The sequence below is a fragment of the Serratia sp. CY44782 genome (assembly GCF_052168715.1).
Taxonomy (GTDB): Bacteria; Pseudomonadota; Gammaproteobacteria; order Enterobacterales; family Enterobacteriaceae; genus Serratia; species Serratia nevei.
In genome coordinates, this window is record NZ_JBJNME010000006.1 from 251,137 (window position 1) to 270,616 (window position 19,480).

The 19,480-nt window shown below is 51.5% G+C and carries 16 protein-coding genes; 12 read left to right on the forward strand and 4 right to left on the reverse strand.

Annotation, left to right across the window (positions count from 1 at the left end; genetic code table 11):
* Nucleotides 1-159: 159 nt before the first annotated feature.
* Entirely contained in the window at nucleotides 160-2,187 is a 2,028-nt protein-coding gene (gene metG / locus ACJ8HT_RS13560; RefSeq protein WP_033637732.1) for a methionine--tRNA ligase, read from the reverse strand.
* 159 nt (nucleotides 2,188-2,346) lie between these two features.
* On the opposite strand from metG, the gene apbC reads away from it, so the two are divergent.
* A complete protein-coding gene (apbC, locus tag ACJ8HT_RS13565) occupies nucleotides 2,347-3,459 on the forward strand; it encodes an iron-sulfur cluster carrier protein ApbC (protein ID WP_197652122.1) in 1,113 nt (370 codons plus the stop codon).
* Nucleotides 3,460-3,504: 45 nt separating this feature from the next.
* Here the strand turns inward: apbC and ACJ8HT_RS13570 are convergent, their stop codons facing one another.
* On the reverse strand, nucleotides 3,505-4,134 hold the full coding sequence (locus ACJ8HT_RS13570; RefSeq protein ID WP_197652121.1) for a phosphatase PAP2 family protein: 630 nt from the start codon (nucleotides 4,132-4,134) through the stop codon (nucleotides 3,505-3,507).
* A gap of 230 nt (nucleotides 4,135-4,364) precedes the next feature.
* On the opposite strand from ACJ8HT_RS13570, the gene udk reads away from it, so the two are divergent.
* The 4 genes from udk (at nucleotide 4,365) to dcuC (ending at nucleotide 9,118) form a co-directional block, all read left to right on the forward strand.
* Complete coding sequence (udk, locus tag ACJ8HT_RS13575) at nucleotides 4,365-5,006, forward strand: uridine kinase (protein WP_004938922.1); 642 nt, start codon at nucleotides 4,365-4,367, stop codon at nucleotides 5,004-5,006.
* 125 nt (nucleotides 5,007-5,131) lie between these two features.
* Complete coding sequence (dcd, locus tag ACJ8HT_RS13580) at nucleotides 5,132-5,713, forward strand: dCTP deaminase (protein WP_019454407.1); 582 nt, start codon at nucleotides 5,132-5,134, stop codon at nucleotides 5,711-5,713.
* Nucleotides 5,714-5,757: 44 nt separating this feature from the next.
* Nucleotides 5,758-7,590: an outer membrane assembly protein AsmA gene (gene asmA / locus ACJ8HT_RS13585; RefSeq protein ID WP_197652120.1), complete on the forward strand. Its 1,833-nt coding sequence runs from the start codon at nucleotides 5,758-5,760 to the stop codon at nucleotides 7,588-7,590.
* 175 nt (nucleotides 7,591-7,765) lie between these two features.
* Entirely contained in the window at nucleotides 7,766-9,118 is a 1,353-nt protein-coding gene (gene dcuC / locus ACJ8HT_RS13590; RefSeq protein ID WP_060421426.1) for an anaerobic C4-dicarboxylate transporter DcuC, read from the forward strand.
* Between the two features lie 31 nt (nucleotides 9,119-9,149).
* On the opposite strand, the gene ACJ8HT_RS13595 is transcribed toward dcuC, so the two are convergent.
* Both ACJ8HT_RS13595 and ACJ8HT_RS13600 read right to left on the reverse strand, forming a co-directional pair.
* Complete coding sequence (locus ACJ8HT_RS13595) at nucleotides 9,150-10,733, reverse strand: TerC family protein (RefSeq protein ID WP_197652119.1); 1,584 nt, start codon at nucleotides 10,731-10,733, stop codon at nucleotides 9,150-9,152.
* A gap of 383 nt (nucleotides 10,734-11,116) precedes the next feature.
* On the reverse strand, nucleotides 11,117-11,299 hold the full coding sequence (locus ACJ8HT_RS13600; protein ID WP_197652118.1) for a hypothetical protein: 183 nt from the start codon (nucleotides 11,297-11,299) through the stop codon (nucleotides 11,117-11,119).
* 67 nt (nucleotides 11,300-11,366) lie between these two features.
* Here ACJ8HT_RS13600 and galU point away from each other — a divergent pair, with 67 nt between their 5' ends.
* The 7 genes from galU (at nucleotide 11,367) to ACJ8HT_RS13635 (ending at nucleotide 19,472) form a co-directional block, all read left to right on the forward strand.
* Nucleotides 11,367-12,266 carry a UTP--glucose-1-phosphate uridylyltransferase GalU gene (gene galU, locus ACJ8HT_RS13605; RefSeq protein WP_197652117.1) on the forward strand — a complete coding sequence of 300 codons (900 nt, stop codon included), beginning with the start codon at nucleotides 11,367-11,369 and terminating at the stop codon, nucleotides 12,264-12,266.
* Nucleotides 12,267-12,307: 41 nt separating this feature from the next.
* The gene (locus tag ACJ8HT_RS13610; protein ID WP_197652116.1) at nucleotides 12,308-13,201 is read left to right on the forward strand and encodes a sugar phosphate nucleotidyltransferase; all 894 of its coding nucleotides are present in this window, start codon (nucleotides 12,308-12,310) and stop codon (nucleotides 13,199-13,201) included.
* 293 nt (nucleotides 13,202-13,494) lie between these two features.
* Entirely contained in the window at nucleotides 13,495-14,631 is a 1,137-nt protein-coding gene (locus tag ACJ8HT_RS13615; RefSeq protein WP_197652115.1) for a polysaccharide export protein, read from the forward strand.
* Between the two features lie 20 nt (nucleotides 14,632-14,651).
* A complete protein-coding gene (locus ACJ8HT_RS13620; RefSeq protein WP_197652114.1) occupies nucleotides 14,652-15,086 on the forward strand; it encodes an arsenate reductase/protein-tyrosine-phosphatase family protein in 435 nt (144 codons plus the stop codon).
* 12 nt (nucleotides 15,087-15,098) lie between these two features.
* Nucleotides 15,099-17,270, forward strand: coding sequence for a tyrosine-protein kinase Wzc (gene wzc, locus ACJ8HT_RS13625; protein ID WP_197652113.1), 2,172 nt, complete (start codon nucleotides 15,099-15,101; stop codon nucleotides 17,268-17,270).
* Nucleotides 17,271-17,349: 79 nt separating this feature from the next.
* Nucleotides 17,350-18,264: a glycosyltransferase gene (locus ACJ8HT_RS13630; protein WP_197652112.1), complete on the forward strand. Its 915-nt coding sequence runs from the start codon at nucleotides 17,350-17,352 to the stop codon at nucleotides 18,262-18,264.
* Between the two features lie 2 nt (nucleotides 18,265-18,266).
* Nucleotides 18,267-19,472 carry an EpsG family protein gene (locus tag ACJ8HT_RS13635; RefSeq protein WP_197652111.1) on the forward strand — a complete coding sequence of 402 codons (1,206 nt, stop codon included), beginning with the start codon at nucleotides 18,267-18,269 and terminating at the stop codon, nucleotides 19,470-19,472.
* Nucleotides 19,473-19,480 lie beyond the last annotated feature (8 nt).

Here is a 19,480-nt window from a genome sequence, read left to right on the forward strand (position 1 = left end):
GTCTGGACGTCTATTTGTTGTTGAGGAGCATCATAGCGAGATGCGGCAGGCGAGGGAATCAGAGCGGTTATGACTTTTTCTTACTGTTTATAACGTCGGGTTTGAGGCATTAAAAAAGGGCCGAGCAAGCTCGACCCTTGGTGTAACGCGCCGGCGCGGTTACTTGACCTGCATGCCAGGCTGCGCGCCGCTGTCCGGGCTCAGCAGGAAGATCTCTTTCCCGCCGGGGCCCGCCGCCATCACCATGCCTTCCGAAACGCCGAAGCGCATTTTGCGCGGCGCCAGGTTGGCGACCATGATGGTCAGGCGGCCTTCCAGCGCTTTCGGATCCGGGTAAGCGGAGCGAATGCCGGAGAAGATCTGGCGCGATTCGCCGCCCAGATCCAACTGCAGCTTCAGCAGTTTGTCGGAGCCTTCGACAAAGTCGGCGCTCTTGATCAGGGCGATACGCATGTCCACCTTGGCGAAGTCGTCGAAGGTGATGGTTTCCTGAATAGGATCATCGGCCAATGGACCGGTCACCGGCTTGGCGGCGGCCATGTCTTCTTTCGAGGCGTTGACCATTTCGCTGACCTTGTCCAGATCGATGCGGTTGAACAGCGCTTTGAATGCGTTCACCTGGTGGCCCAGCAGCGGCTGCGGTATTGCGTCCCAGCTCAGCTCGGCGTTGAGGAACGCTTCGGCGCGTTCGGTCAGCGAAGGCAGCACCGGCTTCAGGTAAGTCATCAGCACGCGGAACAGGTTGATGCCCATCGAGCAGATGGCCTGCAGATCGGCGTCGCGGCCTTCTTCCTTCGCCACCACCCAAGGTGCCTGCTCATCCACGTAGCGGTTGGCCAGATCGGCCAGCGCCATGATTTCACGGATCGCGCGGCTGAACTCGCGGCCGGCGTAAGCTTCGGCGATGCTCTGCGCCGCGTCGACGAAGGTCTGGTACAGCGCCGGATCGGCCAGGCTGTCGGCCAGCTTGCCGCCGAAGCGTTTGTTGATAAAGCCGGCGTTACGTGACGCCAGGTTCACCACCTTGTTGACGATGTCGGCGTTTACGCGCTGCACGAAGTCTTCCAGATTGAGATCGATATCATCAATGCGTGAAGAGAGCTTGGCGGCGTAGTAATAGCGCAGGCAGTCGGCGTCCAGATGCTGCAGGTAGGTGCCGGCCTTGATGAAGGTGCCGCGCGACTTGGACATTTTGGCGCCGTTCACCGTCACGTAGCCGTGCACGAACAGGTTGGTCGGTTTGCGGAAGTTGCTGCCTTCCAGCATCGCCGGCCAGAACAGGCTGTGGAAGTAGACGATGTCCTTGCCGATAAAGTGATACAGCTCGGTGGTGGAGTCTTTGCGCCAGAACTCGTCGAAGTCCAGATCGCCGCGCTTGTCGCACAGGTTCTTGAAGGAGCCCATGTAGCCGATTGGCGCGTCCAGCCAGACGTAGAAGTATTTGCCCGGCGCATCCGGGATCTCGAAGCCGAAGTAAGGCGCATCGCGGGAGATGTCCCACTGCTGCAGGCCCGATTCGAACCACTCCTGCATCTTGTTCGCCACCTGCTCTTGCAGCGCGCCGGAGCGCGTCCACGCCTGCAGCATTTCGCTGAAGGCCGGCAGGTCGAAGAAGAAGTGCTCGGAGTCGCGCATCACCGGCGTCGCGCCGGAAACCACGGACTTCGGATCGATCAGTTCCGTCGGGCTGTAGGTGGCGCCGCACACTTCGCAGTTATCGCCGTATTGATCCGGCGATTTGCATTTCGGGCAGGTGCCTTTCACGAAACGGTCCGGCAGGAACATGCCTTTCTCCGGATCGTACAGCTGAGAAATGGTACGGTTCTTGATAAAACCGTTTTCTTTCAGGCGGCTGTAAATCAGGGTGGACAGCTCACGGTTTTCATCGCTATGGGTCGAATGGTAGTTGTCATAGCTGATGCCAAAGCCGGCGAAATCCTGTTGGTGCTCCTGGCTCATCTCCGCGATCATTTCTTCCGGCTTCACGCCCAGTTGCTGCGCTTTCAGCATGATCGGCGTGCCGTGCGCGTCGTCTGCGCAGATGAAATGCACTTCGTGGCCGCGCATTCGTTGGTAACGCACCCAGATATCCGCCTGGATGTGCTCGAGCATGTGGCCGAGATGGATGGAACCATTTGCGTACGGTAGCGCGCACGTCACCAATAATTTTTTCGCGACTTGAGCCATAGTGAGAACTTGCTTTCTGTAATGAATAAAAGGGCCTTCGATGTTAACCGATCGCGCCCTTCGCTGCTAGGGCGGTTTCTTGCAGGTTATATGCGCCAGCGGCAGCGCAGTTCTGATATGCTTAGCCGGAAGCTACTCATTCAAAATCAAGGAGCCGGGATGAACGCAAAATCCCCTGAGCAGACCAACCCCGAAGTTCTGCGCGCCCTGGTGACCGGTGTACTGGCCGCCTTTGAACACCCGACGTTGAAAAACAACCTGACCGCATTGAAGACCATTCATCACTGCGCGTTGCTGGACGATGTACTGCATATCGAACTGACGATGCCGTTTGCCTGGCAGAGCGGTTTTGAGGCGCTGCAGGCGAGCGTCGGCCCCGAGCTGTTGCGCGTGACCGGCGCCTCCGCCATCGACTGGAAGCTGAAACACGACATCACGACGCTGAAGCGTGCGAACGGCCAGGCCGGGATCAAAGGCGTGCGCAACATCGTCGCCGTCAGCTCCGGCAAAGGCGGGGTGGGAAAATCCAGCACCGCCGTCAACCTAGCGCTGGCGTTGGCCGCCGAAGGCGCCAAGGTCGGTATTCTGGACGCCGACATTTACGGCCCGTCGATCCCCAATATGCTGGGCACCGAACATGAGCGGCCGACCTCGCCGGACGGTCAGCACATGGCGCCGATCGTGGCGCACGGTCTGGCGACCAACTCCATCGGCTATCTGGTGACCGACGACAACGCCATGGTGTGGCGCGGCCCGATGGCCAGCAAGGCGCTGATGCAACTGCTGCAGGATACGCTGTGGCCGGATCTGGATTATCTGGTGCTGGACATGCCGCCGGGCACCGGCGACATCCAACTGACGCTGTCGCAGAACATTCCGGTGACCGGCGCGCTGGTGGTCACCACGCCGCAGGATATCGCCTTGCTGGATGCCGCCAAGGGCATCGTGATGTTCGAGAAAGTGCATGTGCCGGTGCTGGGCATCGTGGAGAACATGAGCGTGCACATCTGCAGCAACTGCGGACACCATGAGCCGATCTTCGGCACCGGCGGCGCCGAGAAGCTGGTGCAGAAATACCACAGCCGCCTGCTGGGGCAGATGCCGCTGCATATCTCGCTGCGCGAAGACCTGGATCGCGGTACGCCGACGGTGATCAGCCGCCCGGACAGCGAATTCGCCGAAATGTATCGTCAGCTCGCTGGCCGCGTGGCCGCGCAGATGTATTGGCAGGGCGAGGCAATCCCGACGGAGATTGCGTTCCGCGCGCTGTAATCTGCCTATGGCAATGCAAGAGCCCGGCTTAAACGCCGGGTTTTTTTATGGGATGCGGACAGGGTTGTGCAAATCCGCGCGGGTATAAGGACGTTCGATTTGCGCCAGCGTTTTGGCGATATGTTCCAGCAACCCCTGGGTGGGGGCCGGCTGACGCTGTCCCATCAGTGCCAACGGCAAGGCCAGCGCGATGGCCAGGTGTGGCCAGGAAAGGCATGGGCGAGCCTTGGCGCGTTGCAGCCACAGGAACAGTGCGCTGGCCAGGTAGCCTAAAATCAATCCGCTGATCACCTCGGATACCGAGTGAACGCGAATTTCCAGCCGCGACACGCCGATGGTGAAAGGCAATATCCACCCGGTCAATAGCGCGAGGCTGCGCACCGGATGGGAAAATCGGCCGGTCAATGCCCAGAACAGCGGCGGCCAGATGCTGGCTGCGAGGGCCGAATGGCCGCTGAATCCGGTGAAATCATAACTTGCGTTACCAATACCCCAGCCCATAAAGGCCAGTTTGGACAGGCAGACCAGCCCGCCGGTGAAGCCGAAGATCAACGCCCACTGCCAGCCTGCCGCGCGGGTGGCGGAAGACGCGAGCAGCAACAAAAACAGAATCAGCGCACAGGGTAGCAGCAGCATGCTGTCGCCGAAAAAAGTCAAAAAATACCAATCCAGCACATCAATCTCCGATGAAAGACTACGGGGTCCAGAAGTCAGCGCTGGAGTTTAACCTGTTGCCGGGCATTGCCCTAGCCGTGAGATTCTTAAAATGCGCGTTGCCGATACGGCGCGATAGCCCGAATTCGCCCGCCGTCGCGCAATATACAGTGGCGCAAACCCCGACGACTCCCTATAATTGTCGCGTTTTAGTTCCCCCCTTCACATTACGAAATCAGGTCTTTAATTTTATGACTGACAATCCGCATCAGTGCGTCATTATTGGTATAGCTGGCGCATCTGCCTCCGGAAAAAGCCTTATTGCCAGCACGTTGTACCGCGAACTCCGCGAGCAGGTCGGCGATGAGCACATCGGCGTTATTCCAGAAGACAGTTACTATAAAGACCAGACTCACCTGACCATGGAAGAACGGGTCAAAACCAACTATGACCACCCGAGCGCCATGGATCACAACCTGCTGTTCCAGCATCTGCAGATGCTGAAGGCCGGCAAGGCGATTGAACTGCCGCTGTACAGCTACACCGAACACACGCGCAAGAAAGAAACCGTCCATCTCGAACCTAAAAAAGTGATTATTCTGGAAGGGATCTTGCTGCTGACGGATATCCGCCTGCGCCAGGAAATGAACTTCTCGATCTTTGTCGACACGCCGCTGGATATCTGCCTGATGCGCCGCATGAAGCGCGACGTCAACGAGCGCGGCCGCTCGATGGATTCGGTGATGGCGCAATACCAGAAGACCGTGCGCCCGATGTTCCTGCAGTTTATCGAACCTTCCAAACAATACGCCGATATCATCGTCCCGCGTGGCGGCAAGAACCGCATCGCGATCGATATTCTGAAAGCCAAAATCAGCCAATTCTTTGAATAATGCCGCTTAATGGCCGGAAATGTGTATTTCCGGCCGGCGGCCAACTATTTGCACCCCGGCGTAGACCTTTCGCCCGTTGTGTGGCAATTTTTGTTTAGTGACGCGTTTTGATGGAGAAGAAAGACATGAGACTGTGCGACCGCGATATAGAAGCCTGGCTGGATAGCGAGAAACTGGTGATTTCCCCGCGCCCGCCGCTCGAACGCATCAACGGGGCCACAGTAGATGTCCGTTTGGGCAATCAGTTCCGCGTGTTCAGTGGCCATACCGCGCCTTTTATCGATCTTAGCGGGCCGAAAGACGAAGTCAGCGCCGCGCTGGATCGCGTGATGAGCGACGAGATTGTCCTGCCGGAAGGCGAGGCGTTCTTCCTCCATCCCGGCGAGCTGGCCCTGGCGGTGACGTTCGAATCCGTGACGCTGCCGGACGATCTGGTCGGTTGGCTCGACGGCCGTTCTTCTTTGGCGCGCCTGGGGCTGATGGTGCACGTGACCGCGCACCGTATCGATCCGGGCTGGCATGGGCGCATCGTGCTGGAGTTCTACAACTCCGGCAAGCTGCCGCTGGCGCTGCGGCCGGGGATGCTGATTGGCGCCTTGAGCTTTGAGCCGTTGTCCGGCCCGGCGGCCCGGCCATACAACAGCCGCCAGGACGCAAAATATCGCGATCAGCAGGGCGCAGTAGCCAGTCGAATCGACAAGGACTAACGGCGCGGGATGCACCGTCGGTGTGGCGCTGACAAGAGGGTGGCATGAGAAGATTACTGACGACATTGGCGATTTTACTGGTGGTCGTGGTGGCGGGGATGTCCGCGCTGGTACTGCTGGTCAATCCGAATGATTTTCGCGGCTACATGGTCAAAAAAGTCGAGCAGAAGAGCGGCTACCAGCTGACGCTCGAAGGCGACCTGCGGTGGCACATCTGGCCGCAGCTCAGCATTTTGGCCGGCCGCATGACGCTAACCGCACCGGGTGCCAAAGCGCCGGTGGTGAGTGCGGAAAACATGCGCCTCGATGTCAAACTGTTGCCGCTGCTGTCGCATCAGCTGTTTGTGAAGCAGGTGATGTTGAAAAACGCGGTTATCCGCCTCACGTCCGACAGTGAAGAGCACTCGCAGGTGGATGCCCCGATCGCACCCGCCGGTAGCGGTACTGACGCGGCAGACGCGGCCTGGAAGTTCGATATCGATAACCTTCGGGTGGTAGACAGCCTGCTGATTTGGCAGCGTGCCGATAACGAACAAATCAATGTCCGGGATATCAATCTCACCCTGCAACAAACGGAGAAACGCCAGGCGCAGCTGGAACTTTCCAGCCGGGTCAACCGCGATCAACGTGACCTGACCTTCAGCATGGCGGCCGATGTCGATCTGCAGCAGTTCCCACGCCAGATTGGCGCCAAAGTGACCCAGTTCAATTACCAACTGGCGGGCGCGGATATTCTGAACGGCGGTATTCAGGGAGAGGGTAATGCCCAGGTGGTCTATCAGCAGACGCCGGCGCAGATTGCCGTCAGCCAGCTGAACGTCAGCGCCAATAACAGTCAGTTGACCGGCGATATCAGCGCCACGCTGGGGGCAGTGCCCGGCTATGTGGTGAACCTCAATTCGGCAAACCTCGATCTCGACGCGCTTTCCGGCTGGCAATCCAGCACCACGACCGCCGAGCAGCCCGCCGTGACTTCCGCGCCGGTGATCGCCAGCCAGGTTGACGATCGGCAGCAAAACCTGGAGGCGCTGCGCGATTTCACTGCACAGTTGAACCTGCAGGCGGCACAGGTAACCTATCGCGGTATGAACGTTACCCAGTTGGCCGTTACGGCGGACAACCAACGCGGCCTGCTGACGTTGCACAAGCTTGCCGGGCAATTGGCCGGCGGAGATTTCTCCTTGCCGGGAACGCTCGACGCGCGCGGCAATAAACCGGTGATAAGCGTGCAACCAGTGCTGAATCAGGTTGAGCTTGGCACGGTGCTCAAGGCATTCGATATGCCGCAGATGCTCACCGGCAAGTTCAGCATGAAAGGGGATCTGACCGGCGATCGCCTCTCTTCACAGGCATTTGAGCGCCGCTGGCGCGGTACGGCGCAGCTGGCGATGCAGGATGCGCAGTTGCACGGCCTGAATATTCAGCAGCTGATTCAGCAGGCGGTGGCGCGTAATGATAACAGCGTACGTGGGCAAGACAGCTATCAGCGCTATACCGAAGTCAAAAGCGTCTCGGCGCAGGCCAGCCTGAGTCAGGGCACGGTCAAACTCAGCGGCCTGACGGCGGATTCGCCTTTGCTGGCGCTGACCGGCGCCGGCAGCATCGATATGCCGGGCAAACAGTGCGACATGGCGCTCAACGTGCGCGTCACCGGCGGTTGGCAAGGGCGCGGCGAGCTGATTGAGCAACTGCAAAAAACGCCGATCCCGCTGCGGGTCTATGGGCCTTGGCAACAGCTGAATTATCAACTGCAGGTCGATCAAGTGCTGCGCAAAACGCTGCAGGATCGGGCCAAGGATGCGTTGAACAAATGGGCTGACAAGAACAAGGATTCGCGCGAAGGCCAGGATCTGAAGAAGCTGCTCGACAAGCTGTAATCTCCTCTGACGCGGGTCGCATTGTGGCCCGCGTCAATCTCGATGTTTCCCGCGATAATTTCTCTCCGTTACCTTGATGAAGGTCATGAAGACTCGCGCGCAGTTTGTGCAGAGTAAGGGACTGTTCTGCTATGACTATGCGCCTGAGCGCGAAAACATGACGAGTTGAGGAAACATGATAGAGCTTCTTATTGGCGCCGTAGTGGCGGCGGGCGTGGGCCGTTACATCATCAAGGGGTATTCCGCCACCGGCGTCTTGATGGTGGGCGGGTTACTGCTGCTCGGTATCAGCGCCCTAATGGGGAAAACGCTGTTGCCGTCCGGCGCCGCGTCTACCGGCTGGCGCGCGACCGATATTATCGAATACGTCAAGATCTTGCTGATGAGCCGCGGCGGCGATCTGGGCATGATGATCATGATGCTGTGTGGTTTCGCCGCTTACATGACGCATATCGGCGCCAACGACGTGGTCGTCAAGCTGGCCTCGCGCCCGTTGCAGATGATCAACTCGCCTTATCTGCTGATGGTGGCGGCCTATTTTGTCGCTTGCCTGATGTCATTGGCGGTCTCTTCCGCCACTGGCCTCGGCGTATTGCTGATGGCGACGCTGTTCCCGTTGATGGTGAACGTTGGCATCAGCCGCGGGGCGGCGGCGGCCATTTGCGCTTCGCCGGCGGCGATTATCCTGGCGCCGACCTCTGGCGACGTGGTGCTGGCGGCCAAGGCGGCGGAGATGCCGCTGGTGGACTTCGCGTTCAAAACCACGCTGCCGATCTCGATTGCCGCCATCGTCTGCATGGCCGTGGCGCACTTTTTCTGGCAGCGCTATCTCGACAAAAAGAACAATGAACAGCATCACATCATGGACGTCAGCGAAATCAACACCCACGCGCCGGGGTTCTATGCGATTTTGCCATTTACGCCGATCCTCGGCGTGCTGATTTTCGACGGAAAATGGGGGCCGGAGCTGCACATCATTACCGTACTGGTCGGGTGCATACTGTTGGCGGCCGTGATCGAGTTTGTGCGCAGCTTCAGCGCCAAACAGGTATTCAGCGGCCTGGAAGTGGCCTATCGCGGCATGGCGGACGCTTTCGCCAGCGTGGTGATGCTGCTGGTGGCCGCGGGTGTATTCGCGCAGGGGCTGAGCACCGTTGGCTTTATCAGCGGCTTGATCGGGCTGGCACAGTCGTTCGGCACCGGCGGTTTGATCATGATGTTGGTGCTGGTGGTGATCACCATGCTGGCGGCCATGACTACCGGTTCCGGCAATGCGCCGTTTTATGCGTTTGTCGAACTGATCCCGAAACTGGCGGCGCAAATGGGCGTGAATCCGGCCTATCTGGTGATCCCGATGCTGCAGGCGTCTAACCTCGGCCGCACGCTGTCGCCGGTCTCCGGCGTGGTGGTGGCGGTTTCCGGCATGGCGAAAATCTCGCCGTTCGAGGTGGTGAAACGCACTTCGGTGCCGGTGATTGTCGGGTTGGTGGTGGTGATCGTGGCGACCGAGCTGTTGGTTCCCCAGTAAAAGAAAGGCCGGGCGATGCCCGGCCTCAATGCTAAACCTCGTAGTCCTCCGGTGGGGGAGGCAGGGTGATCTTCACTTTCAGAATGCGGTGGCTGTTAACCTCCAGCGGTTCGAACAGATAGTCACCGATCTTGATTTGCTCGCCTTCTTGCGGCACACGCTGGCTGTGTTCCATCAGCAGCCCCGCCAGCGTGTGGTATTCGCGCTTGTCTTCCAGCGGCATCGGCAGGTACAGCACCAGATCTTCCAGCGGCATATAGCCGTTGGCAATCCAGCTGCCGTCTTCGTTTTGCTGAATGTCATGGCGTGCGTCCACCTCTTCGCCGGCCTCCGGCAGATTGCCGGCGATGGTTTCCATCACGTCCGTCAGGGTGACGATACCTTCGACGGAGCCGAACTCGTCGACCACAAAGGCAAAGTGCGTCTGCGCCTGGCGGAACTGCTCCAGGGCGCTTAACAGCGTGAGCTGTTCCGGGAAGATCAGCGGTTGACGTATCAGCGCGCGCAGATCCAGCGGCGCTTGCGCCAACTGCTGTTTGAGGACGTCGATAGTGTGGATCACGCCCAGCGGTTCGTCGCTGGCGCTGCTTTCCACCACCACGATGCGCGTGTGCTGATTACGCTCAAGCAGCTGCGTCAGTTTCTCCTGCGGATCGTTCAGCTCAAGGTATTCGACATCGTGACGCGAAGTCATGATGCTGCTGACGGTGCGCTGCGCCATGCCCAACACGCGTTCGATCATGCGCCGCTCTTGCTGATTGAAGATCTCGCCGTTTTCGCTGTCGCTGTCCGCCAGCAGGTTGGCGGAGTGGCTGTCGACCTCCGCTTCTTCGTGTTTACCACTCAGCATGCGCAGTACCGCTTCGGCGGTGCGCTCGCGCAGTGGCCGCACCTTCGACAGGAAGCGCCGGCGGTTGAACTGTGCCAGTTGGTTCAATGCTTCGATCATCACCGAGAAGCCGATCGCCGCGTAGAGGTAACCTTTCGGAATGTGGTAGCCGAAGCCCTCCGCCACCAGGCTGAAGCCGATCATCAGCAGGAAGCTCAGGCACAGGATAACGATAGTCGGGTGAGCGTTGACGAAGCGCGTCAGCGGCTTGCTGGCCAGCAGCATCAGGCCGATGGCGATACACACCGCGATCATCATCACCGCCAGGTGGTCGACCATGCCGACTGCGGTGATCACCGAGTCGAGGGAGAAGACAGCGTCCAACACCACGATCTGCGCCACCACCGGCCAGAAACGCGCGCCTTTGCGTGCGCCGTGCTGCTCTTCATCCTTGCCTTCCAGCCGCTCATTAAGCTCCATGGTGGCTTTGAACAGCAAGAATATCCCGCCGACCAGCATGATCAGATCGCGGCCGCTGAAGGGGTGCTCCGCGACGATAAACATCGGTTTGGTCAGCGTCGCTAACCACGAGATGGAAGCGAGCAGCGCCAGGCGCATGACCAGCGCCAGCAACAGACCGACGACACGAGCCTTATCTCTTTGTTGTTTTGGTAGTTTGTCCGCCAGAATGGCGATGAAGACAAGGTTGTCTATACCCAGAACGATTTCCAGCACGACCAATGTGGCCAGGCCGGCCCAAATTGTTGGATCAGCGATCCATTCCATACGCCCAATTTCACCTGTAAGTTCTACGGCTTATGCCGCAGGGGAATGATGGGCGCTGAGGCGGCAAAATTCAACTTTAATCCGGGCTGTATAGGATAAAACAGAAAAATAGTAATGTATAAATCATTAACCTTCATCGCGTAACTCAGAGTAGCGAGGAAAGTACTGTACAAATCGTGGACGCGCTTGTTCAGAAAAAAGACATGCCTTAAAAGCTAACTAAATCAACATATTGAGGTGGGTAGGTTATGCCAATATTCGCATGGACTCAACACGTTAGTAGTCTTATTCTGAAAACACCCAGTGTCAAGTATCTAAGGCTTGTATCAATAGGTCAATAGTATAAGAATCTTAGCCTCATAAGTGGCAAAAACTAGCATTGTTTAGTTATAAGGCACAGATTTTTTTGCCGTTTTGTGAGTGACAAATATTTGTGTTGGTACACGGACTCTATTGTGTGTAGAAGCGTGATGATAATCCCGGATAATCGCCAACAAATACTGAATCAATAGCACTTTGGCAGCTATAAGCCAAGGGCGGTAGCGTGCCTGAGCGACTTTTTTCATTACAATATCTTGCCTGATTGGTGGGGTATATGCCAAATAAATCAGTTATTTGCTTGTGGAAGTGGAAATGCAGAAAAGACTAAAAGCTGTGATCCCTGTAGCGGGTTTGGGAACCCGCATGTTGCCGGCAACCAAGGCGATTCCTAAAGAAATGCTGCCAGTGGTCGATAAGCCACTTATCCAATACATCGTTAGCGAATGTGTTGCCGCCGGTATCAAAGACATAGTATTGGTCACTCATTCGTCCAAGAATGCGATTGAAAACCATTTTGATACTTCCTTCGAGTTGGAAGCTGTGTTGGAAGCGCGTGTAAAACGCCAACTGCTGGCTGAAGTACAAAACATCTGCCCACCGGATGTGACCGTGATGCAAGTGCGTCAAGGGCAAGCGAAAGGGCTTGGGCATGCGGTGTTGTGTGCGAAGCCGATGGTGGGAGACTCGCCCTTCGTTGTATTGCTGCCTGACGTGCTGTTGGATGACGCCACTGCGGATCTGCGTAAAGAAAATCTGGCTAAAATGATCCAACGCTTTGAGGACACAGGGCGTAGCCAAATCATGGTTGAGCCGGTACCAGAGCAGGATGTATCCAAATATGGCGTAGTGGACTGCGCAGGTGTGGTGCTGGCCGCCGGTGAAAGCGCGCCGATGTCGGCGGTGGTAGAAAAACCCTCTCGTGAGGAAGCGCCTTCCAACTTGGCTGTCGTTGGGCGATACGTGCTTTCAGGCGCGATTTGGCCGCTGCTGGAGAAGACGCCGCCTGGTGCCGGCGATGAGATCCAGTTGACTGATGCGATCGCCATGCTGATGGATGAGCAAACGGTGGAGGCCTTCCATATGAGCGGTAAGTCTCATGACTGTGGTGATAAGTTGGGATATATGAAAGCCTTTGTGCAATACGGTCTGCGTCATACCACTGAAGGTGAAGATTTCGCTCAATGGTTGAAGCTGAATTTGAATAACAAGTAACATTGTGGCTGAGTGCGTTCACAAGATTGAAGAGGACGAGTATGACGAAGTTAAAAGCTGTCATTCCTGTCGCTGGCCTGGGTATGCACATGCTACCGGCGACCAAAGCGATTCCTAAAGAGATGTTGCCGATCGTCGATAAGCCTTTGATCCAATACATTGTTAATGAGTGCGTAGCGGCGGGTATCAAAGAGATCATTTTGGTTACGCATTCATCTAAAAATGCAATAGAAAACCATTTCGATACGTCCTTTGAATTGGAAGCGATGCTTGAGGCACGCGTTAAGCGCCAGTTGTTGGATGAGGTCCAATCGATAACGCCGAAAGGTGTAACGTTGATGCATATTCGACAAGGGCAGCCTAAAGGGCTTGGTCACGCGGTACTTTGCGCCAAACCGCTGGTCGGAGACGCTCCTTTCGTGGTGCTGTTGCCGGATGTGTTGCTTGACGATGCTAAAGCCGATCTAAAAAAAGATAATCTGGCTCACCTCATTTCCCGCTTCGAAGAGACGGGTTTGAGTCAGGTGCTAATCCAACCCGTGGATGAACATGTTTTGCGCGACTATTCTGTTGTGGAGTGCCAGAACAGTGCGTTGCGGCAAGGTGAATCCTCACCCATTACCGCCATCATCGAAAAGCCGGACAGTGGTGTTCAGCTGCAATCCAACTATTCAGCCGTTGGGCGCTATGTGCTTTCAGCCGCTATCTGGCCCATTTTGGAAAAAACCGAGCCAGGCGCCTGGGGGCGCATTCAGTTGACGGACGCGATTGCCGGATTGCTGAAACAGCAGACGGTAGAAGCCACTGAATTAGTTGGTGAGTCGTTTAACTGCGGTGAGAAGATGGGCTACTTGCGGGCATTCGTGACTTATGGCTTGCGCCACCCAACGCAGGGCAAGGCCTTTCGCGAGTGGGCTGAACAACTTTCTTTGTAAAGCTCACCCTATGCTGTTATGGCTGAGACGAGGCATTATTCCAGCAATTGCGGCTAGGTCTCGGATAAAACTATGCGGCTTACGCTGCTCTTTTTTTTATGAACTATGCAATAATGTTCCGAGAGTTTAAGCCTAACAAATTTGAATTCAACGCTTGCTCAATGAAAGCGCATCTTATGGTGTCTTTGTGCAAGCGTTGACAACTCATTTCGCTAAGTGCCGCGGTAGGTGCCATGGTTGGCATGGGGCTTGGCATTACATGCATTTTTTACTTTGAAAGTGATGATAACTCGATGGCAAAAAAACAATGGAAACTGATACCGCTTTTGGTATCTATCAGTGTGGTTAGCGGTTGTACTATCGTGCCTGGCTCTCATCTTTCAACCAGCGGCAAAGATGTCGTCAAACAACAAGATAGCGATTTTGACCTTGACAGGCTGGTTAATATTTACCCAATGACGCCAGGTCTGGTTGAAAAAATGAGACCAAAGCCTGTTGTTGCACAAACTAACTCCTCACTTGAGCGTGAATTGCAAAACTATGAATATCGTATAGGTGTCGGCGATGTGTTGATGGTGACCGTATGGGATCATCCAGAACTGACGACCCCTGCGGGGCAGTATCGCAGCGCGAGTGATACAGGCAACTGGGTCAACTCTGATGGGACGATTTTCTACCCTTACATTGGGAAGGTTAAGGTTGTCGGTAAGACGATGAGCCAAGTTCGTAGTGAAATCGCAAATCGTTTGGCGCAATTCATTGAAAGCCCTCAAGTTGATGTCAGTATTGCTGCTTTTCGTTCACAAAAAACGTACGTAACAGGTGAAGTTGCTAAATCAGGTCAGCAACCGATAACGAACGTTCCCTTAACGGTAATGGATGCTATTAACGCAGCAGGGGGGCTATCGGAGAATGCGGATTGGCGTAATGTAGTTCTGACCCATAATGGTAAAGAGCAGCGTATTTCTCTGCAAGCACTGATGCAGCGTGGTGATTTGACACAAAACCGTTTACTCTATCCTGGCGATATTCTTTACATACCCCGAAATGACGATCTAAAAGTATTCGTCATGGGGGAAGTCAAAAAACAGGCCACTCTCAAAATGGATCGCAGTGGTATGACCTTAACTGAGGCATTAGGTAATGCTGAGGGGATGGATCAAAGTTTCGCTGATGCAACAGGGGTCTTCGTCATTCGTCCTCTACGAGGTACTGAAGGTCAAAAATTGGCTAATATTTATCAACTTAATGCCTCAGATGCGGCTGCTATGGTGATGGGAACCGAGTTCCAATTACAACCCTACGATATTGTATATGTCACTACTGCACCTGTAGTTCGTTGGAACCGCGTTATTAGCCAATTGGTACCAACAATCACAGGTTTCAACGACCTTAGCGAAGGGTCGCTGCGTATTCGTAACTGGCCTTAGTCGTTCGAGAGAGGCTTATAATGTTTGATTCAGTTTTGGTTATATGTGTTGGTAATATTTGCCGCTCCCCAACAGGGGAGCGTTTGCTGCAACGTGAACTACCAGAGAAGAAAATCCATTCAGCAGGCATTAGTGCGGTTGTTGGGCATGCTGCAGATAGCAGTGCAGAAGAAGTCGCAAGGTCTTATGGGTTAAGTTTAGGTGGACATGTAGCAAGACAGTTAACAAAAGAAATGTGCAGAGATCATGATCTATTACTCGTAATGGAAAGAAAACATATCGAGGCAGTATGTCAGCTTGTCCCTGAAATGCGGGGAAAGATAATGCTTTTCGGCCATTGGGATAATCATAGAGAAATAGCCGATCCTTACAAGCAAAGTCGCGAAGCATTTGACTTTGTATACCGATCACTTGAAGCCTCATCGAAACTGTGGGCTACGGCGTTAAAGAGCTGAATTGGAATAGTTATGTCAGATAAAAAGAAGTCGGTTCCATCTTCGGATGTCTTGAGTGAGTTGGATATAACACGATTGATGGCTACTTTGGTTGACAATCGATGGTTAATTTGTGCGGTAACAGCCTTAATAACCCTGATAGGCATTATGTATGCATTGTTTTCAACGCCCATTTACCGCGCTGATGCATTAGTTCAGGTCGAAAAGAATATTGGTAGCTCATTGTTGAATGACATATCATCGATGCTGCCGACAAATTCGTCCGCTTCTGCGTCAGAAATAGAGCTCATTCAATCACGCATGGTTATAGGTAAAACGGTTGATGATCTGAATCTTGACATCGAAACTAATCAAGATTATTTCCCAGTATTCGGAAAGGGATTTAACCGACTAAAGGGGGAGAAACCGGCTGAGATTGCTGTTTCCAGGCTTTCATTACCTGAAGCTTGGGCTGACAAAGATCAGGAAATAAAGGTTACCATCCTTGATAAAAATAGTTATGAGGTTTCCTTTGATGGTGGCGACTTATTTAAGGGGACAGTTAATAATTTTGAGTCTCACAATGGCGTGAATTTGCTGATTAGTGGCATTAATGCCCCTGCGGGTACGAGCTTTACTATTACCAAACATACACGATTAGAGTCTATCAATGACATATTGGACAGGCTTACGGTTTCAGATAAAGGAAAGGAAACTGGTGTTTTAGAGATATCTTTAACTGGTCCAGACCCGGTCCTTATCCGTAAAATCGTGGATGGAATTAGTCAAAATTATTTGCGCCAGAATGTTGAGCGGAAATCTGAAGAAGCCGCGAAAAGCCTTGAATTTCTCAAAGAACAACTTCCCATTATTCGTGCAAACCTAGACAGTTCGGAAAATAAGCTCAATAGTTACCGTCAGCAGAATGACTCCGTTGATCTGTCTCTGGAAGCAAAGTCTGTACTTGATACAATGGTTTCTGTTGAATCACAGCTTAATCAATTGACGTTTAGTGAGGCTGAAATATCTAAACTTTATACGAAAGAGCATCCTGCATATAAAGCTCTTTTAGAAAAAAGAAAAACACTAGAAAACGAAAAGGAAAAATTGAATAAGCGCGTCAGCAGTATGCCAAAGACTCAGCAAGAGATCTTGCGGTTGACACGTGATGTTCAATCGGGGCAAGAAGTTTATATGCAGTTGTTGAATAAACAACAAGAGCTCAATATAAACAAGGCAAGTACTATCGGTAACGTTCGAATTGTTGATAATGCAATAACACAACCTAAACCTGTAAAACCGAAGAAAACAATCCTCGTATTAGCTGCAATGATAGCAGGACTGGTTATATCCTCAGGCTATGTTGTTCTTATGAGTTTGTTACACCGCGGAATTGAAAGTGCGGAACAGCTTGAGGAGAATGGTATAAGTGTATATGCAAGTATCCCACTTTCGGAATGGCAGGTTAGTCAGGTCACAAAAAACCTAGCCAAGATGAAGTTTACAAAGAATCACGTTAGCAATGATTCTTTACTAGCGGTCGGCAATCCCGCTGATCTGGCTATGGAGGCCATCAGAAGCCTGCGGACAAGTTTGCATTTCGCAATGATGGAAGCAAAAAATAACGTAATAGTTATCTCCGGTGCTAGCCCAGGCATTGGTAAAACATTTGTTTGTGCTAACTTGGCGGCAACGGTTGCATTGAGTGGATTGCGCGTATTGTTCATTGATGGAGATATGCGTAAAGGCTATTCACATAAACTCTTTACAGATGGAAAGAATGATGCAGGCTTATCGTCGGTATTGTCTGGTAAAGATTCTATTGAACAAGCAATTTTCAGAACAAAAATTGACGGATTAGATTTTATGGGAAGGGGCCAAGTTCCACCTAACCCATCAGAATTGCTAATGCATAAGAATTTCGAACACCTGATAAGTACGGTATCAAAAAATTACGATATTGTGTTAATTGATACACCACCTATATTAGCTGTTACCGATGCCGCTATTATAGGCAAGCAAGCTGGGACATCATTAATGGTTGCGCGTTTTGATGTAACACCTTTGAAAGAAATTGAGGTAAGTATTCGTCGATTTGAGCAAAGTGGTGTTGAGATTAAAGGAGTTATCCTAAATGCCGTTCGCAAAAAGGCGTCAGGATATTACGGTTATTATCAATACGACTATAAATCATCGAATACATGATGTTAGTGGCTAATTAGTCCGTTAGTTTTTATCAGGTTCTGATTTTATTCAGAACCTGATCTTAATTAAGAGTTTGAATATGAATAATGCACTGATCTCAGTATACATTCCTACGCATAATCGAAGTGAAATGCTTAAGCGGGCAGTGTCCTCAGTACTTAGACAGACTTATAAAAATGTCGAGATAATAATTTGTGATGATGGCTCATCTGATGACACTGAGCAAGTTGTTACTTTACTAAAAGAAAAATATAAAAACATTCGCTATTTAAAAAATCCAACCCCGAAAGGGGCATGTGCAGCTCGCAATTTGGGAATATTCGAGGCGAAAGGTGAATATATCACTGGTTTGGATGATGATGACGAGTTCACTGAAACCAGGCTTGAGGAATTATTTAGTGCCCTTTGTTTAGCAAACAGTCGCTACGCATTTGTTTGTAGTGGCATCGAAATGAGGGAGAAAGAAGTAACTTCGTTTGGCTATACCAAACGCGGAGCAGTTAGCCTGGATGATTTACTTAGCTCAAACATTGTAGGGAATCAAGTACTGACTAAAACGAAATACCTGCAAGATATTGGAGGATTTGATACGTCATTCCCTGCTTGGCAAGATTATGATTGTTGGGTTCGTCTTTGCAATAAATTTGGTAACGGGTATCGAGTTGGTAACGTAAGCTATATTATGCATATGGAGCATGAACATCAAAGGATTTCTACTAGCAATAAGGTGAAAAATGGTTTTGAGCGGTTTACTAATGTCCACGCAGATCTTATGGATGAGAGACAAAAGAAAGCCCTTTATGTTAATTTTAAACTGGGGCAAAATGAAAGTTTCTCTATTTATGAAATAATAAAATTCACATCCTACCGAACACTTCCTTTGGTTTTTAAAGCTTTTTTAAAAAAACGACTCTTTTTTCTTAGGAAATTTTACAGTTATGTACGGGCGCAACAGCTATCAAATAGGCACAATTCTTTAGAAGAAAAGGACTGATAGTGTTAACTGAATATGAAAGCAGAACGATAAAGACAGATGCCAGTCTGATATTTTTCTTAGGTTCATTTCTTCTATGGGGAATTGCTGCATTTTCTCCATTATTGGGATTTTATGGTTCACTGATCTATCTTGCGATTCAGGGATTCTCACTAAGGATCCTTAGGATCAATGTGGCTATTATCGCTATCATAAGTGGTTCGTTTATTGCAGCATCCCGTAATACATTAATGGTACTGGGTGACGATTTTAACGTTAACTATTACGTATATCAACTGATGCAACATGGGGAATCAATTTTCTATCATGATTTTTCAGGTGGTATAGAGTTTATTTTACCTTTATATTTTAAAATAATCGGTTCTGTTTTTAACATTGAAAATCCGGTTTATATTTTCTTTTCCGTTACCGCACTTTGCTTGACACTATTCTATATATGGCTTGAGAAATATGCTCTAAAGAACATAGATGCGGATAAAAGAGCATTATGTGTAGCGGCATCTTTGGGATTGTTCGTTCTATTTAGTACTACACAGTTGATGAGACAGATGATATCTACTGTGTTTCTTTTGTATGCCTTGTCGCTTTGGACTGAAAAGAAAAAACTATCCTTTGTTATATTTTTCGCGTTGGCAGTATTTTCTCATTTGAGTTCTGTCTTATTGTTTTTTGTTATCACAACATTAATGGGAGAGGATAGATATAAAAAGTACATAATATTATTAATAAGTATTGGTTTTGTTTCATTGTTTACAATATTCTTATCGTATGTACTAGGTAGTAGTTTGCTAGGGGCAGCAACTTATAAATTCAATTACTATGCCTCCACGGAATTGTCAGGTTTCAACCTGGATTCTTTTTTTAAATTTCTTATTATTATGTGGTGCGGAGCGATTTTCTTTAGAAGCAAAGTTAACGAAAGATGGAATAGTCTGCTAGTTTTTGGTGGTGCAATGTATATCATTTTTCTGCCGCTTCCTTTAGCGTCAGATAGAATTTTAATGTTGATGGTTTCTTACCTTCCCGGCTTTCTTATGTTTATTGCCTTCTATAGGGCAGCATTAGTTTTTAAAGTAATTCTTATTGCTTTTTTTACTTTGAAAATACTGCTTTTGGGTCCGCTGTATAGTGGCGGTGCATTAGAAGGTATGGAACTATGGAAAAGTTATCCTTGGTTTAATAAAGAGTTTTTCTATTACCTTGTTTAACCGATCAA

Excerpts from the sequence above, each read along its gene's own strand:
- metG (WP_033637732.1), bottom strand. The coding sequence starts at position 2,187 with ATGGCTCAAGTCGCGAAAAAATTATTGGTGACGTGCGCGCTACCGTAC.
- apbC (WP_197652122.1), top strand. The coding sequence starts at position 2,347 with ATGAACGCAAAATCCCCTGAGCAGACCAACCCCGAAGTTCTGCGCGCC.
- udk (WP_004938922.1), top strand. The coding sequence starts at position 4,365 with ATGACTGACAATCCGCATCAGTGCGTCATTATTGGTATAGCTGGCGCA.
- dcd (WP_019454407.1), top strand. The coding sequence starts at position 5,132 with ATGAGACTGTGCGACCGCGATATAGAAGCCTGGCTGGATAGCGAGAAA.
- asmA (WP_197652120.1), top strand. The coding sequence starts at position 5,758 with ATGAGAAGATTACTGACGACATTGGCGATTTTACTGGTGGTCGTGGTG.
- dcuC (WP_060421426.1), top strand. The coding sequence starts at position 7,766 with ATGATAGAGCTTCTTATTGGCGCCGTAGTGGCGGCGGGCGTGGGCCGT.
- ACJ8HT_RS13595 (WP_197652119.1), bottom strand. The coding sequence starts at position 10,733 with ATGGAATGGATCGCTGATCCAACAATTTGGGCCGGCCTGGCCACATTG.
- ACJ8HT_RS13600 (WP_197652118.1), bottom strand. The coding sequence starts at position 11,299 with ATGAAAAAAGTCGCTCAGGCACGCTACCGCCCTTGGCTTATAGCTGCC.
- galU (WP_197652117.1), top strand. The coding sequence starts at position 11,367 with ATGCAGAAAAGACTAAAAGCTGTGATCCCTGTAGCGGGTTTGGGAACC.
- ACJ8HT_RS13610 (WP_197652116.1), top strand. The coding sequence starts at position 12,308 with ATGACGAAGTTAAAAGCTGTCATTCCTGTCGCTGGCCTGGGTATGCAC.
- ACJ8HT_RS13615 (WP_197652115.1), top strand. The coding sequence starts at position 13,495 with ATGGCAAAAAAACAATGGAAACTGATACCGCTTTTGGTATCTATCAGT.
- ACJ8HT_RS13620 (WP_197652114.1), top strand. The coding sequence starts at position 14,652 with ATGTTTGATTCAGTTTTGGTTATATGTGTTGGTAATATTTGCCGCTCC.
- wzc (WP_197652113.1), top strand. The coding sequence starts at position 15,099 with ATGTCAGATAAAAAGAAGTCGGTTCCATCTTCGGATGTCTTGAGTGAG.
- ACJ8HT_RS13630 (WP_197652112.1), top strand. The coding sequence starts at position 17,350 with ATGAATAATGCACTGATCTCAGTATACATTCCTACGCATAATCGAAGT.